The 18,625-nt window shown below is 60.4% G+C and carries 18 protein-coding genes and 1 other RNA gene; 11 read left to right on the forward strand and 8 right to left on the reverse strand.

The window, feature by feature from the left end; all coding sequences use genetic code 11:
- Positions 1 to 18: 18 nt before the first annotated feature.
- Positions 19 to 370, forward strand: an RNA gene (gene rnpB, locus VJ651_RS22090) — RNase P RNA component class A.
- A gap of 372 nt (positions 371 to 742) precedes the next feature.
- On the opposite strand, the gene VJ651_RS22095 is transcribed toward rnpB, so the two are convergent.
- Positions 743 to 1,030: a DUF4148 domain-containing protein gene (locus VJ651_RS22095; protein ID WP_324109497.1), complete on the reverse strand. Its 288-nt coding sequence runs from the start codon at positions 1,028 to 1,030 to the stop codon at positions 743 to 745.
- 345 nt (positions 1,031 to 1,375) lie between these two features.
- Here VJ651_RS22095 and frdA point away from each other — a divergent pair, with 345 nt between their 5' ends.
- Genes frdA through frdD form a run of 4 tightly spaced genes read left to right on the forward strand, consistent with a single transcriptional unit; the run spans position 1,376 to position 4,686 of the window.
- On the forward strand, positions 1,376 to 3,172 hold the full coding sequence (gene frdA, locus VJ651_RS22100) for a fumarate reductase (quinol) flavoprotein subunit (protein WP_324109498.1): 1,797 nt from the start codon (positions 1,376 to 1,378) through the stop codon (positions 3,170 to 3,172).
- Positions 3,165 to 3,920, forward strand: coding sequence for a succinate dehydrogenase/fumarate reductase iron-sulfur subunit (locus VJ651_RS22105; protein WP_324109499.1), 756 nt, complete (start codon positions 3,165 to 3,167; stop codon positions 3,918 to 3,920). Before frdA ends, VJ651_RS22105 begins: the two co-directional genes overlap by 8 nt.
- A complete protein-coding gene (locus tag VJ651_RS22110) occupies positions 3,917 to 4,330 on the forward strand; it encodes a fumarate reductase subunit C (RefSeq protein WP_324109500.1) in 414 nt (137 codons plus the stop codon). Before VJ651_RS22105 ends, VJ651_RS22110 begins: the two co-directional genes overlap by 4 nt.
- Entirely contained in the window at positions 4,327 to 4,686 is a 360-nt protein-coding gene (frdD, locus tag VJ651_RS22115) for a fumarate reductase subunit FrdD (RefSeq protein WP_324109501.1), read from the forward strand. The genes VJ651_RS22110 and frdD overlap by 4 nt, the downstream gene beginning before the upstream one ends.
- A 57-nt stretch (positions 4,687 to 4,743) precedes the next feature.
- Here the strand turns inward: frdD and VJ651_RS22120 are convergent, their stop codons facing one another.
- From VJ651_RS22120 to VJ651_RS22150, 7 genes are read right to left on the reverse strand one after another with little or no spacing between them, the layout of a single operon-like run.
- Positions 4,744 to 6,588 (reverse strand): hypothetical protein, encoded by a 1,845-nt coding sequence (locus VJ651_RS22120; RefSeq protein WP_324109502.1) that lies wholly within the window; start codon positions 6,586 to 6,588, stop codon positions 4,744 to 4,746.
- A gap of 1 nt (position 6,589) precedes the next feature.
- Entirely contained in the window at positions 6,590 to 7,636 is a 1,047-nt protein-coding gene (locus VJ651_RS22125) for a 4Fe-4S binding protein (protein ID WP_324109503.1), read from the reverse strand.
- A 34-nt stretch (positions 7,637 to 7,670) separates the two neighbouring features.
- Entirely contained in the window at positions 7,671 to 8,486 is an 816-nt protein-coding gene (locus VJ651_RS22130; RefSeq protein WP_414691376.1) for a CbbQ/NirQ/NorQ/GpvN family protein, read from the reverse strand.
- Positions 8,487 to 8,498: 12 nt separating this feature from the next.
- Entirely contained in the window at positions 8,499 to 8,756 is a 258-nt protein-coding gene (locus VJ651_RS22135) for a cytochrome C oxidase subunit IV family protein (RefSeq protein WP_324109504.1), read from the reverse strand.
- The gene (locus VJ651_RS22140) at positions 8,757 to 9,350 is read right to left on the reverse strand and encodes a cytochrome c oxidase subunit 3 family protein (RefSeq protein ID WP_324109505.1); all 594 of its coding nucleotides are present in this window, start codon (positions 9,348 to 9,350) and stop codon (positions 8,757 to 8,759) included.
- Between the two features lie 60 nt (positions 9,351 to 9,410).
- Positions 9,411 to 10,787, reverse strand: a complete 1,377-nt coding sequence (locus tag VJ651_RS22145; protein WP_324109506.1) for a cbb3-type cytochrome c oxidase subunit I — start codon at positions 10,785 to 10,787, stop codon at positions 9,411 to 9,413.
- Positions 10,788 to 10,825: 38 nt separating this feature from the next.
- Positions 10,826 to 11,377, reverse strand: a complete 552-nt coding sequence (locus VJ651_RS22150) for a cytochrome c (RefSeq protein ID WP_324109507.1) — start codon at positions 11,375 to 11,377, stop codon at positions 10,826 to 10,828.
- Between the two features lie 904 nt (positions 11,378 to 12,281).
- Here VJ651_RS22150 and mraZ point away from each other — a divergent pair.
- The 6 genes from mraZ to VJ651_RS22180 are packed head-to-tail and all read left to right on the forward strand — an operon-like array spanning position 12,282 to position 18,625.
- Positions 12,282 to 12,710, forward strand: coding sequence for a division/cell wall cluster transcriptional repressor MraZ (mraZ, locus tag VJ651_RS22155; RefSeq protein ID WP_324109508.1), 429 nt, complete (start codon positions 12,282 to 12,284; stop codon positions 12,708 to 12,710).
- 9 nt (positions 12,711 to 12,719) lie between these two features.
- A complete protein-coding gene (gene rsmH / locus VJ651_RS22160; protein WP_324109509.1) occupies positions 12,720 to 13,685 on the forward strand; it encodes a 16S rRNA (cytosine(1402)-N(4))-methyltransferase RsmH in 966 nt (321 codons plus the stop codon).
- On the forward strand, positions 13,682 to 13,954 hold the full coding sequence (gene ftsL / locus VJ651_RS22165; RefSeq protein ID WP_324109510.1) for a cell division protein FtsL: 273 nt from the start codon (positions 13,682 to 13,684) through the stop codon (positions 13,952 to 13,954). The genes rsmH and ftsL overlap by 4 nt, the downstream gene beginning before the upstream one ends.
- Positions 13,954 to 15,702, forward strand: coding sequence for a penicillin-binding protein 2 (locus VJ651_RS22170; protein WP_324109511.1), 1,749 nt, complete (start codon positions 13,954 to 13,956; stop codon positions 15,700 to 15,702). Before ftsL ends, VJ651_RS22170 begins: the two co-directional genes overlap by 1 nt.
- Complete coding sequence (locus VJ651_RS22175; protein WP_324109512.1) at positions 15,702 to 17,240, forward strand: UDP-N-acetylmuramoyl-L-alanyl-D-glutamate--2,6-diaminopimelate ligase; 1,539 nt, start codon at positions 15,702 to 15,704, stop codon at positions 17,238 to 17,240. The genes VJ651_RS22170 and VJ651_RS22175 overlap by 1 nt, the downstream gene beginning before the upstream one ends.
- A complete protein-coding gene (locus tag VJ651_RS22180; protein ID WP_324109513.1) occupies positions 17,240 to 18,625 on the forward strand; it encodes a UDP-N-acetylmuramoyl-tripeptide--D-alanyl-D-alanine ligase in 1,386 nt (461 codons plus the stop codon). The genes VJ651_RS22175 and VJ651_RS22180 overlap by 1 nt, the downstream gene beginning before the upstream one ends.

Below are 18,625 nucleotides of genomic sequence, written 5' to 3' on the forward strand. Positions count from 1 at the left end.
TGCGGTAAAATGCGGGGTGAAGCAAGCCAGACAGCCGCTGGCCATCGCGAGATGGCGGGAGGAAGGTCCGGACTCCACAGAGCAGGGTGACGGCTAACGACCGTCCGCCGTGAGGCGCGGAACAGGGCCACAGAGACGAGTCTTTGGGACCGGGGAGGGCGAAAGCCGCTCCCTGCGTCACAAAGGGTGAAACGCGGTAACCTCCACCCGGAGCAATTCCAAATAGGCACGCATTGATGTTGCTCGCGGAGCGTGCGGGTAGGAAGCTTGAGCCGTGGAGTAATTCACGGCCTAGAGGAATGGCTGTCATAACGGTCGAGGGCAACCTCGCCCGTCGTAACAGAATCCGGCCTATCGGCTTGCTTCACTTTTCTTTCATGCCGCGCATGCGACATTTCCCGCATTGAATTGCACACAATCTGCTGTGTCGCACCATGGTGTGCAACTTGAGCAAGCTCAACGTGCGCATGGGTGATTCCGGTAAAGTTCGAAACCTCAGTTCGAAGGGCCGATAAAGAGCCCGCCGGCCGTGGGATGGAAACAGCGAATAGCGCGGGATCGTGAATCCGGGCACCCTTCAGTTTTAGCGGCCGCTAAGTAGTTTCTCCAGGTGCGCCCGGAAGCGCCTTCCTGCTTCCGAAACTTCATCCCACGACCAGCGGGCTTTTCTCCGTGCGTCGTTCAACCGGACAATGAAAAAACGCCACGGCATGCGTGGCGTTTTTTTCGGGCGAACCGCACATCAGCCGCCGAAGTAGGTGCCGCTCGCGGAATCACCGCGTGCGGCGCGAATCGCTTCCTTGCGTACATCATCCCGAGTGCGGGTCGATGCGACATGATTGAATTCGACGTATTCGGCCTGTGCCAGTTGACCTTGCTGGCGGGCTTGTTCGAGTTCTGCGCGGACTTCGGCGCGCGTCTTGACGGGCTGCACATTGCTGAAGTCGACATATTCGGTATTGCCAGCGGCAAAAGCGGAACCTGCAAGAGCAAATGCGGCAACGGCGGTGATCAGATTTTTCGCTTTCATTTTCATTCTCCAAAAAAGTGGGATTCGGGCTCGGCGGATCGGGCAAAAAGGGCAGCCGGTGGATCCTGCCTCGGTGAGTCGCACTTCTTGTGTGCTCATCGATGAAGCACAGTGTAAGCATTGCTCTCCTTGAGAAAAAGATGCTAAAAATGAATGCAGCATTCCTGATTTGGAAATAATCGAGGTGCGATCCCGAAAAATGCCACAAGGAGATGCTTTGCTTCGGCCCGAAAATCCTTACTTGGGAAACTTTGACTTGGGTCATTGGCGATAAATGTCAAGGCTCCTATATTGACCTTGTCTGTTGCAAAACAGAAATTTCGCCACGATCAGGAAGGGGCTACTGTGGAAATATTCGAAGCCGATGTTGCTATCGTCGGTGCGGGCGGTGCCGGACTGCGGGCGGCAATTGCAGCCGCCGAGCAGGACCCGACACTCAAGATCGCACTGATTGCCAAGGTTTACCCGATGCGCAGCCATACCGTGGCTGCAGAAGGCGGATCGGCCGCCGTGACGCAAGCGCATGACAGTCTGGATCATCATTTCAATGACACCGTGCATGGCGGCGACTGGCTGTGCGAACAGGACGTGGTCGAGTACTTCGTCGAGAACTGCACCCGCGAAATGATCCAGATGGAGCACTGGGGCTGCCCGTGGAGCCGCAAGGAAGACGGCCATGTCAACGTGCGCGCATTCGGCGGCATGAAGATCGAGCGAACCTGGTTCGCTGCCGACAAGACCGGCTTTCACATGCTGCACACCTTGTTCCAGACCTCGATCAAATATCCGTCGATCAAACGCTTCGATGAATACTTCGTCTGCGACCTGATTGTCGAAGAGGGGCGCTGCCAGGGGGTGGTGGCGATCCAGATCAGCACCGGCAAGTTCGTGCTCATCAAGGCCAAGGCGGTTGTCATCGCCACCGGCGGCGCCGGGCGCGTATTCCGCCAGAGCACCAACGGCGGCATCGTCACCGGCGACGGCATGGCGCTGGCCTACCGTCACGGCGTGCCGCTGCGCGACATGGAATTCGTGCAATACCATCCGACCTGCATGCCCGGCACCGGCTTGCTGTTCACCGAGGCCTGCCGCGGTGAAGGCGGCATCCTGGTCAACAAGGACAACTATCGATACCTGCAAGACTACGGTCTCGGGCCGCCGGATCCGTGGCCGCGCAAGAAGGCGATGGAACTTGGTCCGCGCGATCGCCTGTCGCAAGCCTTCTGGCACGAGGACCGCAAGGGCCGCACCATCGAGACGCCGCAAGGCTCCGCCGTGCTGCTCGACCTGCGCCATCTTGGCGAGAAACACATTCTTGAGCGCTTGCCGCTGATCTGCGAGATGGCGGAACGCTTCATGAACATCAACCCGGTACATCAACCGATTCCGGTGCGCCCGGCGGTCCATTACACGATGGGCGGCATCACGGTGAATGGCAAGACTGCTTCGCCATTGCCGGGCTTGTATGCGGCGGGCGAATGCTCAAGCGTGGGCATCCACGGCGCGAACCGTCTCGGCTCCAATTCGCTGGCGGAGCTGTGCGTGTTCGGCAGGGTGGCTGGCGACGAAGCCGCGCGATTCGCACGCACGGTCTCGTACAGCGCGGGATCGAGCATCGTGAAGCAGGCGGGCGATGCCCAGCAGCGCGCGCTGTCTCTGGTCAAGCGCGAAGGCGGCAAGGAGCGCATCTCGGTGCTGCGCAAGGAAATGGCGCTGGCCATGGAACGCGGTTGCGGCATTTATCGCATCGGCAAGGAAATGCAGGAAACGTGCGACAAGATCGACGAACTCAAACTGCGCTTCCGCAACGTGGGCGTGGACGACAAGTCGAGCGTCTGGAATACCGACTGGCTGCAGGCGATCGAACTCGGCTTCCAGCTCGATGTGGCGCAGGCGATGGCGTATTCCGCGTTCAACCGCAAGGAATCACGCGGCGCGCATCAGCGCATCGATGGCTATGAAGAACGCGACGACGTCAACTTCCTCAAGCACACTCTCGCCACATACAAGGGCGCTGACGCGCCGGCCATCGGCTGGGGTGATGTGAAAATCACCAAGTCGCAACCGGCAGTCCGTGCCTACGGTGCGGCGGGCGAGGCGGCGGCAGCCGCGGAGCAAAGCAAGGAGAAAGCCCATGGCTGAAATGCAAAGGGTGATCGAGATCGAGGTCCTGCGTTACCGCCCCGAGCTGGACACCGAACCGTTCTTCCAGACCTATTCCGTGCCGTTCACCGATGACATGTCGGTGCTGCAGGGGCTGCAGTACATCAAGGAAGAGCTCGACAGCACGCTCAGTTACCGCTGGTCCTGCCGCATGGCGATCTGCGGAAGCTGCGGCATGATGATCAACGGCAAACCTGAATTGTCCTGCCATACCTTCCTGCGCACCTTCTATCCGAACAAGCTGCGGGTGGAGCCGCTCAACCACTTCCCGATCGAGCGCGATCTGGTGGTGCGCCCGGACGACTTCATCAACAAGCTGGAAAGCATCAAGCCCTACATCATTGCGAAGGAAGTGCGCCGGCTGGATCAGGGCGAATACCTGCAGACGCCGGAACAGCGCGATCGCTACGAGCAGTACAGTTCCTGCATCAATTGCATGCTGTGCTACGCAGCCTGTCCGCAGTACGGCCTGAACAATGAATTCATGGGCCCCGGCGTGCTCGCCCTGCTGCACCGTTACAACGAAGACAATCGTGACGGCGCGAAGGCGGAACGCATGGAGATCGTGAATGCGGAGGAAGGCGTGTGGAACTGCACGGCAGTCGGCTACTGCTCCGAGGTCTGCCCGAAAGGCGTGGATCCGGCCAGCGCGGTCAACCTGAACAAGATCAACAGCGCCAAGGATTTCTTCTCCAACCTGATCCGTCCTAAAGGAGCCGTCAAATGAGCAATCAGCAAAGCGACGCGCGCCGGCCGTATGTGCGTTCAATGGACGGCTGGTGGCGCAAGAATCCGTTCTTTGTGAAGTACATGGCGCGTGAAGTCACCGCCTTCGTGGTGGCTGCGTACGCGATCATGCTGCTGATCGGACTGCTCAGTCTGGCGCGCGGCGAGGCCGCCTTCAACACCTGGCTGGGGGTGCTCACGCATCCGGTCTCGATCGTGCTGCACCTGCTCGGGCTGGTGGGGATGGCGTACCACACATGGAGCTGGTTCGAGATCATGCCCAAGACCATGCCGCCGATGTATTCCAACGACAAGCGGGTTGAAGGTGGTGTGATCACGACCGTCGGCGTGGTGGTCGCGGTGGTCGTCACGCTGGTGATTTTCTTGCTGGTCTGGAGTGTGAAGCCATGAAAAAAAGATCCAACGCGCCGATTTTCTGGGCGCTGTTCGGCGGCGGCGGCATGCTGTCCGCATTGACCGGCCCGGTGCTGATTTTCATCACCGGCATCGCGGTTCCGCTCGGTTTCCTGCTCCCGCATGAGCTGATGAGCTATCCGCGCATGCTGGCCTTCAGCCAGAACATCATCGGCAAGCTCTGCATCCTGGCGGTGATCATTCTGTACCTGTGGCACGCCGCGCACCGCATCTTCAAGAGCCTGCATGACGTCGGGATCCATCCGAGCCCGGCATCGAAGATGGCATGCTATGGCACGGCATTCATCGGCAGCGTGCTGGCGATTTACGCAGTGCTGGCAGTCGGCTTCTGAACGACCGCCTGGCGGAGAAAGACTGAAGCGCGTCCGGGTAACGGACGCGCAATCTCTTCAATGACCATTCCCGGTCAGTTGCACATACAGTTTCGGTAACACCTGCGGCAGCATCGCCGCGTCCCGCACCACGACATACCCGCCCGCGCCGAACAGATGCGGAAGGTAATCTCCCGCTTCTTCATCGATGGTCACGCAAAACGGCGTGAGCCCGAGTCGTCGCGCTTCGTGGATCGCCATGCGCGTGTCTTCGATGCCGTAGCGGCCTTCATACTTGTCCAGATCGTTCGGCTTGCCGTCGGTGAGGATCAGCAACAAACGCCGAGCGGATTTCTGCTTGGAGAGGATCGCTGCCGAGTGGCGGATCGCCGCGCCCATCCGCGTATAAAAGCCGGGCTTGAGCGCCGCCAGCCGTCCGCGGATCGTGCCGTCGTAGCGTTCGTCGAAACCTTTCAGAAGATGGTAGCGCACGTTCTCGCGGCGCACCGATGAAAATCCGTACAGCGCAAAGCGGTCGCCGGTCGCCGCCAAGGCCTCGCCGAACAGCATCAGACTGTCACGAATGACATCGATGACGCGCGCCGAATTATTCACCCATGCGTCGGTCGACAAGGACAGGTCCGCCAGCAGAAGGCAGGACAGATCGCGCAACTGGTTGCGGCTGTCAATGTACAGGCCCGGCTCGGATACCGGCGCGCCGCTGGCTTTCTCCGCCTGGTAGCGCACGCAGGCATCGAGGTCGAGGTCGCTGCCCGAGGTCTGCGCGCGCAGGCGGGCGCGTTGCGGTGCGAGTGCCTGGAACTGGTTGCGCAGACGCTTCGCGTTGGCGCGCAAGGCCACCGGAAGTTCGCACGGTTCGGCGTCGCGCGCCAGCAGCATCTGCAGTCGGCAGTGTTTCTCCTGCAAGCTTTGCTTGCGATAATTCCACTCGGGCAGCAGGATGCCGTCGGCGAGCACCAGGTCATCGTCGGCTTCTGCCGGCAGATCGAGATCGAAGCGGACCCGGCTGGCGGTCGTCTTGCCATCCTGCGCGACGCTCATGACTTCGAGGTCCTCGGCCGCCTTCGCCGCGTCTTCGTTGTCGTCTTCATCCAGATCGCGATTGACCTTCACATACTCGGCCCACGAGAACAGGCTCTCGGCGCGGAACAGCAGGATGAACGGACTGTCGGGTTTCGGCATCTCGACGTTCTCGGCGCGGCGCTTGCGCGCATCGGCGTCGCGCTCCACCTTGCCGCCCTCGGGCTGCTCCGGCTCGGCGCTGCCCGCCTTGCGGCTTTCGCCTGCCGCCGCCGGCGGTTCGGGATGCAGCCAGAGCGGCACCGGCGCTGGCGGACGACGTCCGGGCACATATTCATCCACTGAACCGGGATCGCACAGCGCGGCCTGAATCGCCGATTCCGCTGCGGCATCCGCAGGCGGCAGCGAAGCGGGGGACGGACGCCGGGCGATTTCGGCTGCGGTCAGCTTCATGTAGCGCGAGACCATCCCGGGCAAGGCCAGCAGGGTCGCCTGGGTCGCTTTCTGGTTGCGGACGATCCAGCTCTCGTCGGGCGCGACGTCATGCGCGGCGAGCGCGATCAGCCACAGGTAGAGTTCGCGGTTCTGTTCGCGCTCCGGATAGATGTCGATCGATGACGGCAAGTGCAGCGTGTTCTCGTCGCTCCATGCCAGTTCGATTTTTTCGCCGACACCGGCCACGCGTTCCAGCCATCCGCGCCGCGCGCCGTGCTCCGTGGCGGTGCCGGCACGGACGTTCAGGCCGGCGTCGCCGCCCAGCGCGCGAAAGAAGATCGGCGCGATCTTTTCCATGTCCTTCAGTTCGACACGTGCCTTCGGAAAACCGCGATAGGCGGTCCGTGTAATCAGCTTGTCCCACAAGCCGCCGACGAATTCTTCCATGTCATGCTTCCTTTCGCTCGGCAGTTGCGCGCTTCATCATGATGACGCGTGCCTCGCTGACGTTGAATGCTGCCTCGGACTCGGCGCGCAGGTCGTGCACCCAGTTGAGCAGTTGGCCGTTGGGATTGTCTTCCTGTGTCTGTTCGCAGGCATCGACGCACTGGCCGCACTGCACGCAGGCGAACATCATGCGCTTGACGTTGCGCGGATTCAGCCGCATCGGGCAAACATGATCGCAGGCGGAGAAGCAGGTGGAGCAATCCTTCGCGCGTTCGCGCTTGAAGCCGACCACCATCGCCTTGTCGTTCGCCATCCAGGCCAGGCTCTGGAAGAAGCCGATCGCGCAAGCGTAGCGGCAGAACAGATGCCGCGCGAACATGAACTCGATGAAGAAGGCAATGCTGCCGGCCGTGAGGAAAATCGTCTGATTGCGCGTCAAGGTGCCGTGCCAGATGTTGCCGTATATCTCGGCGGGAGGCAGCAGGTAGGTCAGCAGGACCACCGCCCACAACATCGCGCAGCAGACCACTAACGGAATGACCGCGAACCACCAGATCGCATCATGTGGCGTCCGGGTGCCGTCTGGATTGCGCGCCGGCAGTTTCTTCTTGTCCCACAGGCTTTGCTTGCCGATGGCGCGGCGCAGCGTCTGATTGATGGTTTCGACCACGGAAAAATGCGGGCAGAGCCAGCCGCAGTACAGGCGACCCCATTTCCAGCTCACGTAGATGAGCGTGCTGCCGATCCCGAGCAGCGGGAGGAATCCGCGCAACACGATATTCAGCGACGCCTGCGCGGCCGATGCACGGCCGGCCAGGAAATCGTCCAGCCCGAGCGTCCAGTCAAGGCCGAAGAAAATGAAATGCTTGACGTTCAGGTCGAGCCGGAAAATATCGAATACCGGCGAGAAAATGAACAGCAGGAAGAACGCGGTCTGCGTCAATTGCCGCCAGCGCTGCACGCGTATGCCGAACAGGCCGGCAGTCTTGCCCCCGATCGAGGGCGCAACGCGTGGCCCAGTCAGCGACTGGGGTTGCGGGATTGCCATTTACCACCTCCATCAGCGAATGCGTTTGCGGCTCTTATCGCCCGAAAGTGGCTTTGATCACCTCAAGCAGCGCTGCGGCGGTATCGGCATCGTCGGTGAGCGGCTCCACCAGCGCGGCTTCGCAGGCATCCACCGGATTGCAGCCGGAGCGGATGAGGCTGGCCGCATAGACCAGCAGGCGAGTGGATACGGCTTCTTCGAGATCGTGATCCTTCAGCTGGCGGAAGTGGCCAGCGAGGGTCACCAGTTGCGTTGCCTGCATCGCCTCGACGCCGGTTTCCGCGATGATGATCTTCTGTTCCAGCTCGGCTGGCGGGAAGCCGAAACTGATGGCCACGAAACGCTGGCGTGTCGAAGGCTTGAGACTCTTCAGCAGATTCTGGTAGCCCGGGTTGTACGACACCACCAGCATGAAGTCATCGGGTGCCTGCAACTCTTCACCGGTACGCTCGATCGGCAGGATGCGGCGATCATCGGTCAGCGGATGCAGCACAACGGTGGTGTCCTTGCGCGCCTCGACCACTTCGTCGAGATAGCAGATACCGCCCTGGCGCACTGCGCGCGTCAGCGGTCCGTCGGACCAGATGGTCTGTCCGTCGCCGATCAGGTGACGGCCGACGAGGTCCGCCGCGGTGAGGTCGTCATGGCATGCCACCGTAATCAGCGGGCGGGCCAGGCGTGCGGCCATGTGCGCGACGAAGCGCGTCTTGCCGCAGCCGGTCGGACCTTTGATGAGCAGCGGCAGGCGGTTGCGGAATGCGTAGTCGAACAGCTCGCACTCGTTGCCGACCGGTTGATAGAACGGGATATTCAGCGCGGCCATCAGGCCTGGAGCAGCAATGTCGTTCATGATGTGGATCTTTCAATGCAGGGAAATATGGAATGCATAGGCAATCGCGCCGAGCACGACGATCAGCCAGCCGAGCACGAGCCAGCGCCAGAAGGCGGCGACGTGCCTCAGCGCCATGAAGCGGTCGATGACGACGCGTCCCTTGACGAGCGTCGCGAGCAGCACGGGGATGAGGACGGCGTTCCCCGACCAGGCGGTTTCCGTCATGCTGAAGCTCAGCACGGTGAGTGCGAGCAGCATGAGCCATTGGCGTGTCGATGCAGTAATCATTTAATGCAATACGTAAATTAGAGGGAAGAGCACGATCCACACGAGGTCGACCATGTGCCAGTAGGATGCCCCGGTCTCGACGCCGGCATGTTCGGCGGCGCTGTATTCGCCGCGTCGCGCCTTCAATGCCACCGCGCCGAGAATCACCATGCCGAGCAGGACGTGCATGAAATGAAAGAAGCCGAGGAACAGATAGAACATGTAAAAAGTATTGGTCGACATGCTGATGCCGTCGCTGACCTTGGTGCCGAACTCGATGAGCTTGAGGACCATAAATGCGCTGCCCAAAATCATCGCGGCGGCAAGCCAGCGCGCGCAAATCCGGTGGCGGTCGCGCCGGATTGCCTCGACGGCGCGCACCACGAAATAGCTGCTGGTCACCAGCAGCAAGGTATTGATTAGCCCGCTGACCCGGTTCAGTTCGAGTTGCGAGGCATTAAACAGTTCCACATTGCGCGCGCGCGCGAATGCGTAAGCCAGAAAAAAAATGCCGAACACCAGCAGTTCGGCAAGGATAAAGCACCACATGGCGAGGTCGCCGGGAAGCTCGCGACGTGCGGGCTGTGATGCGTAGGGAGAGAGTGTAGCGTCCACGATGTTTTCTTTGCCCGCCCGGCGGACCGGGCGGGTGACTCAGTGACAGGTTGTCAAGGATCAGGCGAGTGCCTTGTCCTTGCCTTTGATGAAGAAGCTTGCGATGTACAGAACGAGGCCGACGAAGAACATGAGGCCTGAGCCTTCACGTAGCCAGTAGAACACGCTGAGCTGGTCTTGCGTTGCCATGAACGACATCGGTGTGCTCGACACGCGTTGCAGCCAGACCTGCAGGATGCCGGCAGCGGTCAGGAACAAGGTGATCAGCACCATGGCGATCGTCATCAGCCAGAAGCCGTACATTTCTGCCGTCTGTGCCGATTTGCAGTTGGCAGGGCGACCGCGCATCAGCGGCATGGTGTAGCTGATCATGGTCAGTACCACCATGGCATAGGCGCCAAAGAAAGCCATGTGGCCGTGTGCAGCGGTGATCTGGCTGCCGTGGGTGTAGTAGTTCACCGGAGCCAGGGTGTGCAGGAAACCCCACACGCCAGCGCCGAGGAATGCCATCACGCCGGTACCCAATGCCCACAACACGGCTGCACGGTTCGGATGCTCACGACGGCGGCGGTTCACCATGTTGAACGCGAACACGGTCATCATGAAGAACGGAATCGGTTCAAGTGCGGAGAACACGCTACCCCACCATTGCCAGTATTCCGGAGCGCCGATCCAGTAGAAGTGGTGGCCGGTGCCGATGATGCCCGAGATCAGCGCCATGGCGATGATCACGTACAGCCATTTTTCGATAACTTCACGATCCACGCCGGTGACCTTGATCAGTACGAAGGCCAGCATTGCGCCCATGATCAGTTCCCAGACGCCTTCCACCCAGAGGTGAACCACCCACCACCAGTAGAACTTGTCCTTGACGATGTTGGCCGGGTTGTAGAACGAGAACAGGAAGAAAATCGCCAGACCCCACAGACCAACCAGCATGACCAGGTTGATGCTGGTCTTGCGGCCGCGCAGGATGGTCATCGAGATGTTGTACAGGAATACCAGCGCAACGATCACGATACCGACCTTGGTCGGCAGCGGCTGTTCGAGGAACTCGCGCCCCATCGTCGCCAGCAGGTTGTTGCCCGTGTAGTCGGCCAGTGTCGCGTAAGGCACGAACAGATAACCGAGGATGGTCAGCGCGCCCGCAACCAGGAATACCCAGAACATGGCAAGCGCCAGCTTCGGGCTGTGCAGTTCGCGTTCCGATTCCTCCGGAATGAGGTAATACGCCGCGCCCATGAAGCCGAACAGCAGCCACACGATCAGCAGATTGGTATGCACCATCCGCGCCACGTTGAACGGTATCGCCGGGAACAGGAAATCTCCCACGACGTACTGCAAGCCCATGATCAGGCCGAAGAGAATCTGCCCGAGGAAGAGGCCGATAGCCGCGATGAAGTAAGGCTTCGCGACCGCCTGTGATTTAAATTGCATTTATTTCTCCGATGATTGCAATGATCTGTGTGCCTGTATCAGCCCTCGACGTTCGGCGGCCATTTGGAAGTGTTGACTTCAGAGGTGTACTTGAGGAAGTCGACGAGGTCGTTGAGCTGTTGATCGGTCAGGTGGAACTGCGGCATCTGGCGGCGGCCCGGAGCGCCGGTCGGCTGTCCCTTGATCCATGCCTTGATGAAATCAGGACCGCGGCGGACATAGACGTTGCCCAGCTCCGGTGCGAAGTAAGCACCTTCGCCCATCAGCGTGTGGCAACCGATGCAATTGCGCGTCTCCCAGATATGCTTGCCGCGCGCGACGGACTCCGTCAGGTTCGCCCGGTTGTCACGCTTGGGCAGTGTCTGCATGGTGTCGAAGGTCATGGCCAGAAACAGGAGGAAGAAAAAAACCGCCCCTCCGTAAAAGATATTTCTGGCTGTGGATTTGGTAAATGATGCACTCATGGTTGCTAAGGTCCTTTCAGTCGAAAACCGTGCTGCTTGCAGGAGGCTTGACGATGTGCGAATCGTTTTTCCATCCTCTTCGCCGCGCTTTTTTAAATGATACATTAAAAATACATCTTTAAGCAAAGGGATATTTCTTCGCTGACGTACAGTGTTGTATGGAGACGGGGAGGTATGACGCTAAGGTGCGATTCAAAGCGAAGTACTTTGCATTGCGCGATGTCTGCATCGAGTCAGTCGACAAGGATGGCTGAGCGTCGACGCACTCGGGCATGGGCCGCGTGCGCCTTGTATTCGATGGAATGCTGGGCGGCGTGCGAATGGCGTTGTCATCGATCCGCAAGACGAAATGCCGGTTTGTTAGGGTGATGCAAATCTGACATCGGGGCGCGGTTCGACAACGGAAGTGCGACAGCAATCCTGACTGCTATGTCCGCGCTGGCTGTCGCCTGCAATGATCGAAGACGCGGGCAACCGAATCTCGGAGTTGTCGAAGTGATCTCGGATGGATCTGCCTTCGGCTCAATTCCGCCCGCCTGTCTGCGCGTGTCCTGCCGCGCGCGCGATCGCACGGTTGTCATCCGTCTCGCCGAGATGCTGGCGGGCGTTGAACTAAGTGCCGTGGCAGGCGCCTAAATGACGCCAGGAAATTTCCAGGTGGACTCGGCGCGTGCATCGCGAAGAGCCAGTCTGCGCGCGCCATTCGGCGTGATCCTCGCTTGCCGCAACAGCTTTGTGGCCTCTTAAACACATGTATATAGCTGAGGTGTCACCTTCACTATCTTCGATAAGTCCTTAATTATTTTGAGGATTCATTCAATGCGTTGCCTCAACGAAACGCGCTAAGTCATTGAGTTCATTGGAAAAAATCGCATTTTTGTTTCCGAATATTACTTGACCGCAAATAAACCATCCTCTAAAGTGGGCAACAGTGTGAAAAAGTGTATTTTTGTGGGGCAAAAAGCTGTAGCCATACGGAAATCGCGGTTCACGAAAACGACTAAAAACAACAACCACGAGGGTAATCAGGGTGTTTCAAGGCGCGTCAGCATTGAGTCTCGATGCAAAAGGGCGGATGACGATTCCGGCCAAGCATCGCGACGCCTTGTCGCTTCAATGCGAAGGACGCGTCACGCTGACACGGCACCCGCATGGTTGTCTGCTGTTCTTTCCGCGCCCGGTCTGGGAAAACCATCGCGAGCAGATCGCCGCGTGGCCCATGTCGGCGCGCGCCTGGCAGCGCATTTTTCTCGGCAATGCATCCGATGTCGAAATGGACTCGGCCGGCCGCATTCTCATCGCGCCAGAACTGCGCTCCGCAGTCGGCTTGACGCGCGACGTGATGTTGCTTGGCATGGGCAGCCATTTCGAGATCTGGGATGCCGAAAAACTTGCCCAGGACGAGGCGCAGGCCGTGGCGAACGGCATGCCTGATGTCTTGAGTAACTTTTCGTTTTAGCGGCCCGTGATGAATCAGAAGACGGTGCCCGAATTGCAGCACCGAACGGTGCTGCTGGAAGAAGCGGTCGATGCGCTGGCGATCGAGGGCGAGCGCGCCAATGGCGTGTACGTCGACGGCACCTTCGGCCGCGGCGGTCACAGCCGCCGGATCCTCGAACGACTCGGCCCGCGCGGCCGCCTGATCGCTTTCGACAAGGATCCGCAAGCGATTGCGACCGCGCAGGCGATTGGCGATGCACGTTTCGAGATCGTGCATGACAGTTTCGCCACGATGGATGAAGCGCTGGCGTCGCGTGGCGTGACGCTGGCGGATGGAATTTTGCTGGACCTGGGCATCTCGTCGCCGCAAGTGGATGAAGCGGTGCGGGGTTTCAGTTTTCGACTCGACGGGCCTCTCGACATGCGCATGGATACCACGCGCGGCATGTCGGCGGCGGAATGGCTCGCAACCGAGTCTGAACAGACGATAGGAAAGGTGATACGAGATTATGGGGAAGAACGGTTTGCTTTTCAGATTGCAAAGGCGATTGCTGCTCGCCGGGCAGTCCAGCCAATTTCAGGCACACGACAGCTTGCCGAGATCGTGGCACACGCCGTCAAAACCCGCGAGAAAGGCAAGGACCCGGCCACTCGCACATTTCAAGCTATCCGGATTTACATCAATAAAGAGCTTGAAGAACTTGAAATAGGGCTGAAAGCCGCATTAAAAAAACTGGGCCCGCACGGGAGACTGGCTGTGATCAGCTTTCATTCACTGGAAGATCGCATCGTCAAGCGCTTCATGGCATCCAAGGCCAACGCGCCGCAGCCTGACCGTCGCCTGCCGATTCGTGCGGTCGACCTGCCGCAGCCGGAACTCAAACTGCTGGCAAGATTGAAACCCTCCGACGCCGAAGTCGCCGCCAATCCGCGCGCACGTTCGGCGATCATGCGCGTGGCCGAGCGCACCACCGTCAGCGGAGCAGCGCAATGAGCGGCCGCATCAGCATGGTCCTCGCCGCCGCCCTCGTGTTGTGCGCGCTCTCGGTTGTCAACGCGCAGTACCAGGCACGCAGCCTGTTCATCGAACTCGAACGCGCCCAGGCCGCTGCCAGGCAGCTCGACATCGAGTGGTCGCAGCTGCAGCTCGACCAATCGACCCTCGGCAAGAACGCACGCATTGAAGCCAACGCACGACGCGACCTGAACATGGTCCAGGTCACGCCCGCCCGCACGCAATACCTGACGCTGGGAGCGAACTGATGTCGCGTACCGCCGCCGCCAAGGGAGTGCAATTCAGCGCCAGCCCCGTGCTCGCGGTGAAACTGCCCGTCTGGCGCTCGCGCGTGGTCCTGTTTGGCATGTTCGCCGCCTTCGCGGCGCTTGCTGGCCGCGCGCTCTGGCTGCAAGGCATCTCCACCGATTTCCTGCAGAAGCAGGGCGAATCGCGCTACGCACGCACGCTTGAGCTGCCGGCCACGCGCGGCAAGATCACCGATCGCAACGGCCAGGTGCTGGCCTCGTCCTTGCCGGTGAAGGCAATCTGGGCAATCCCGGAGGATGTGCAGGGCGCGCCGAAGGAAAAACTGCGTGAGCTGGCAAGGCTGCTCGACATGAGCGAGCGCGACCTGAACAAGAAGCTCGACTCCGACCGCAGCTTTGTCTACCTGAAGCGGCAGGTGGAGCAGGACGCGGCGGACAAGATCGCCAAGCTCGGTATTCCCGGCATTGAAGCGCGCAAGGAATACAAGCGCTATTACCCGGAAGGCGAGGTGATGGCGCACATCGTCGGCTTCACCAACGTTGAAGACGCCGGACAGGAGGGCATGGAGCTGGCGTCGCAGAAGAATCTGGCCGGCACCAACGGCAGCCGACGCGTCATCAAGGACCGCCTCGGCCGCATCGTCGAGGACATCGAATCGGTGCGCATGCCGCATGACGGCAAGAATCTCGCCTTGTCGATCGACAGCAAGATCCAGTACATCGCTTTCTCACAGTTGAAGGAAGCCGTCGAGAAGCACAAGGCAAAGGCCGCCGGTATCGTCGTGGTGGATGTGCAGACCGGTGAGGTGCTGGCGCTGGCCAATCTGCCGACCTATAACCCGAACGACCGTGTGCACCTGACCGGCGCGCAGCTGCGCAACCGGGTATTGACCGACACCTTCGAGCCGGGCTCGATCATGAAGCCGTTCACGATCGCGCTTGCGCTGGAAAACAAGCTGGTCACGCCGAACACCGTCATCCAGACCGCGCCTGGCTATCTGACCATTGGCAAGGCGACCATCCACGACGCGCACGCGCACGGCCCGCTGACGGTCTCGGAAGTCATTGAAAAATCGTCCAACGTCGGAACGACGAAGATTGCGCTGCAACTGCAGCCGCAGCAAATGTGGGAAATGTTCACCACGGTCGGTTTCGGCCAGCCGCCCAAGCTGGGCTTCCCCGGCGCGGTCGCCGGCAGGGTGCGCCCGTACAAATCGTGGCGCCCGATCGAGCAGGCAACCATGAGCTACGGCCACGGCATTTCGGTGTCCCTGATTCAGATGGCGCAGTCGTACATGATCTTCGCGCGTGATGGCGACACGATTCCGCTCACTTTCCAGAAGGCCGGCGATCAACCGATCAGCCGCCGCGTGATTTCGGAAAAAACCGCGCGCGACGTGCGCGCAATGATGGAAACGGTCGTCAGCCCTGCCGGCACCGCGCCCAAGGCGCAGGTTCCGGGCTACCGCGTCGCCGGCAAGACCGGCACGGCACACAAGCTGGCCGGTGGACAGTACGTCAACAAGTATGTGGCATCCTTCGTCGGATTCGCGCCGGTATCCAATCCGCGCATCATTGTCGCCGTGATGGTCGATGAACCGTCGAACGGCTCGCACTATGGTGGTGATGTCGCCGCGCCGGTGTTCGCCTCGGTCACCGCCAACGCCTTGCGCGCCCTGAACGTTGCGCCGGATTCACCTGTGACCGACATCATCATTCCGGCCGACGGCGTGAAGGAGAGCATGTGATGACCGCGGCGCCGACCTCCACATTGACGGAAGCATTGGCCTGGCTGCATGCGACCGCGCCGAAAGCCGATCTGTCGTCCGATTCCCGCAGCCTCAAGGCCGGCGATGTTTTCTTTGCATTTCCCGGTGAAACCGCCGACGGCCGCGACTATATCGAACGCGCGATGGAAGCCGGCGCAAAGGCAGTCATCTACGAGGCAACCGGTTTCGACTGGAACAATGCGTGGACCATGCCCCATCTCGCGGTGCCGAATCTCAAGGCACTCAGCGGCCAGATCGCCAGTGCGTATTACGGGTATCCGGACGCCGCCATGTTCAGCGTTGCCGTCACCGGCACCAACGGCAAGACTTCCTGCACGAACTGGCTCGGCCAGGCACTGTCGCGCCTCGGCCAGGCGACGGCGGTCATCGGCACGCTCGGCGTCGGTTTCTACCAGCGCGGAGAACATGGCGGCTTCAGCACCACCGGTTACACCACGCCAGACGCAGTGCTCCTGCAGCGCAAGCTGGCGCAACTGAACGGCGCGGGCGCACAGGCGCTTGCCATCGAGGCATCATCGATCGGCCTGGAGCAAGGCCGCCTGGATGGCATGCATTTCGATGTCGCCTTGTTTACCAATTTCACGCGCGACCACCTGGATTATCACGGCAGCATGGACGCCTATGAAGTGGCCAAGAGAAAGCTGTTCGACTGGTCAAACTTGCGGCATGCGGTGATCAATCTGGACGACGAGATGGGCCTACGGCTGATCCGTCACATGAAAGACAAGCATCCCTCCGTGTCGCTCATTGCCTACTCGATCACCGAGTGCGCCGTCTCGGATGTGCCGACCCTGCGTGCCAGCGAGATTCGCACCAGTCATGGCGGTACCGTGTTCCGACTCGATTCGGCGTTCGGCTCGGCGCACGTCAGGACGCAACTTGTCGGCCAGTTCAATGTCAGTAACGTTCTCGGCATTCTTGGCGTGCTGCTGGCAAAGGGCATCGACTTCAAGGTTGCGGTCGAGACGGCTGAAACGCTGACGGCAGTGCCGGGTCGCATGCAGCAACTGGGCGGGCAGGACGCGCCCCTGGTTGTCATCGACTACGCACACACGCCGGACGCGCTGGAAAAGACCTTGACGACCCTGCATCAGGTGGCGCAGCAGCGCAGTGGCGAACTCTGGTGCGTGTTCGGCTGCGGCGGCGACCGTGATCCGGGCAAGCGCCCCCAGATGGGCAAGGTAGCTCAGTCGGCGGACCATATCGTTGTCACCAGCGACAACCCGCGCTCTGAAGAGCCGGCCGCAATTCTGACGCAGATCGTGGAGGGCATCGATGCCGGGCGACTCGCACATGATGCACCGCACGTGATCGAAGACCGGGCAGCCGCCATTCTTTGGGCAATCCGGCATGCAGGGAAAAACGATGTGGTTCTGCTGGCCGGTAAAGGCCATGAACCGTATCAAGAGATCAAAGGCAAAAAATTGCCGTTTCTGGATGCAGACCATGCCGCACTGGCATTGGCTGCAAGAGCAACAATGAAGGGGATGAATTAATGAAATCATCATTGGCTGAATTGCAGCCATGGATTTCGAGTGCCGTCGTGGTGAACAACACCGCGACCGATGCAGCATTCGACGGCGTTTCGACCGACAGCCGTCAGGTATCCGTTGGGTGTTTGTTCGTCGCCTTGCGCGGCGAACGTTTTGATGCGCATGATTTTTTGAGCGAGGTCGCGGCCAAGGGCGCGGCTGCGGTCGTGGTGGAGCGGGTTCCGGATGGGCTGACGGTGCCGGCGCTGGTGGTGCCGGATACGCGTGTCGCGCTTGGCGAAATTGCACGTCACTGGCGCCGCCAGTTTGCCTTGCCGGTCATCGGCGTCACCGGCAGCAACGGCAAGACGACGGTCAAGGAAATGATCGCGTCCATCCTCGCAGCGGCATTCGGCGCGGACCAGATCCTCGCCACGCGTGGCAATCTGAACAATGAAATCGGCGTGCCGCTCACCGTGTTCCGGCTGAATGCCTCGTACAAAGCGGCGGTGATCGAGCTCGGCATGAATCATCCGGGCGAGATCGCCACGATTACCGGAATAGCACTGCCGACCGTCGGCCTGGTGAACAACGCACAACGCGAGCACCAGGAATTCATGGAAAGCGTGGAAGCGGTCGCGAAGGAAAACGGCGGCGTGATCATTGGGCTGCCGGCGGATGGCGTCGCGGTATTCCCGGCCGATGACACCTATACATCCTTGTGGCGCGCGTACTCTGGCCAACGCAAGACCTTGACATTCGGTCTGTCGCAGGACGCGGATGTGAGTTGCACATATCAGGTGAACGATTTCGGCAGTGATCTGTCCATTACTGCCGGTGGGAAACATTTCCAGGTAAAGCTCTCTGCCGCAGGCGTGCACAACGTGCGCAATGCCCTGGCAGCGACGGCATGCGCGCTCGCGATCGGCGTGTCTCAGGACGCAGTAGTCCGCGGTCTGGAGGCATTTGCGCCGGTCAACGGCCGCTTGCAGCGCAAGACGGCAAAGAGCGGTGCCCTGGTGATCGACGATACCTACAACGCCAACCCGGATTCGGTACGCGCGGCAATCGATGTGCTGTCGCACGCCGCCGCACCGCGGGTGCTGGTGCTGGGCGACATGGGCGAAGTGGGCGACGAAGGCCCGCAGTTTCATGTCGAGATCGGCGCTTATGCGCGCGACCAGGGAATCGAGCATCTGCTGACACTGGGCGAACTGGCGCGCCATGCAAGCGCGGCCTTCGGCCCGGCAGCGAGGCATTTCGACAATATCGAATCGATCAACCAGGCAGCCGAGAGCCTTGTTTCCGCCGGCACGACGGCGCTGGTGAAGGGCTCGCGTTTCATGAAGATGGAGCGTGTAGTCCAGCACCTCGTCAATCAAATCGATCAAGGACAGGGATCTCACTGA

The organism is Noviherbaspirillum sp. (genome assembly GCF_035254865.1).
Lineage (GTDB): Bacteria > Pseudomonadota > Gammaproteobacteria > Burkholderiales > Burkholderiaceae_D > Noviherbaspirillum.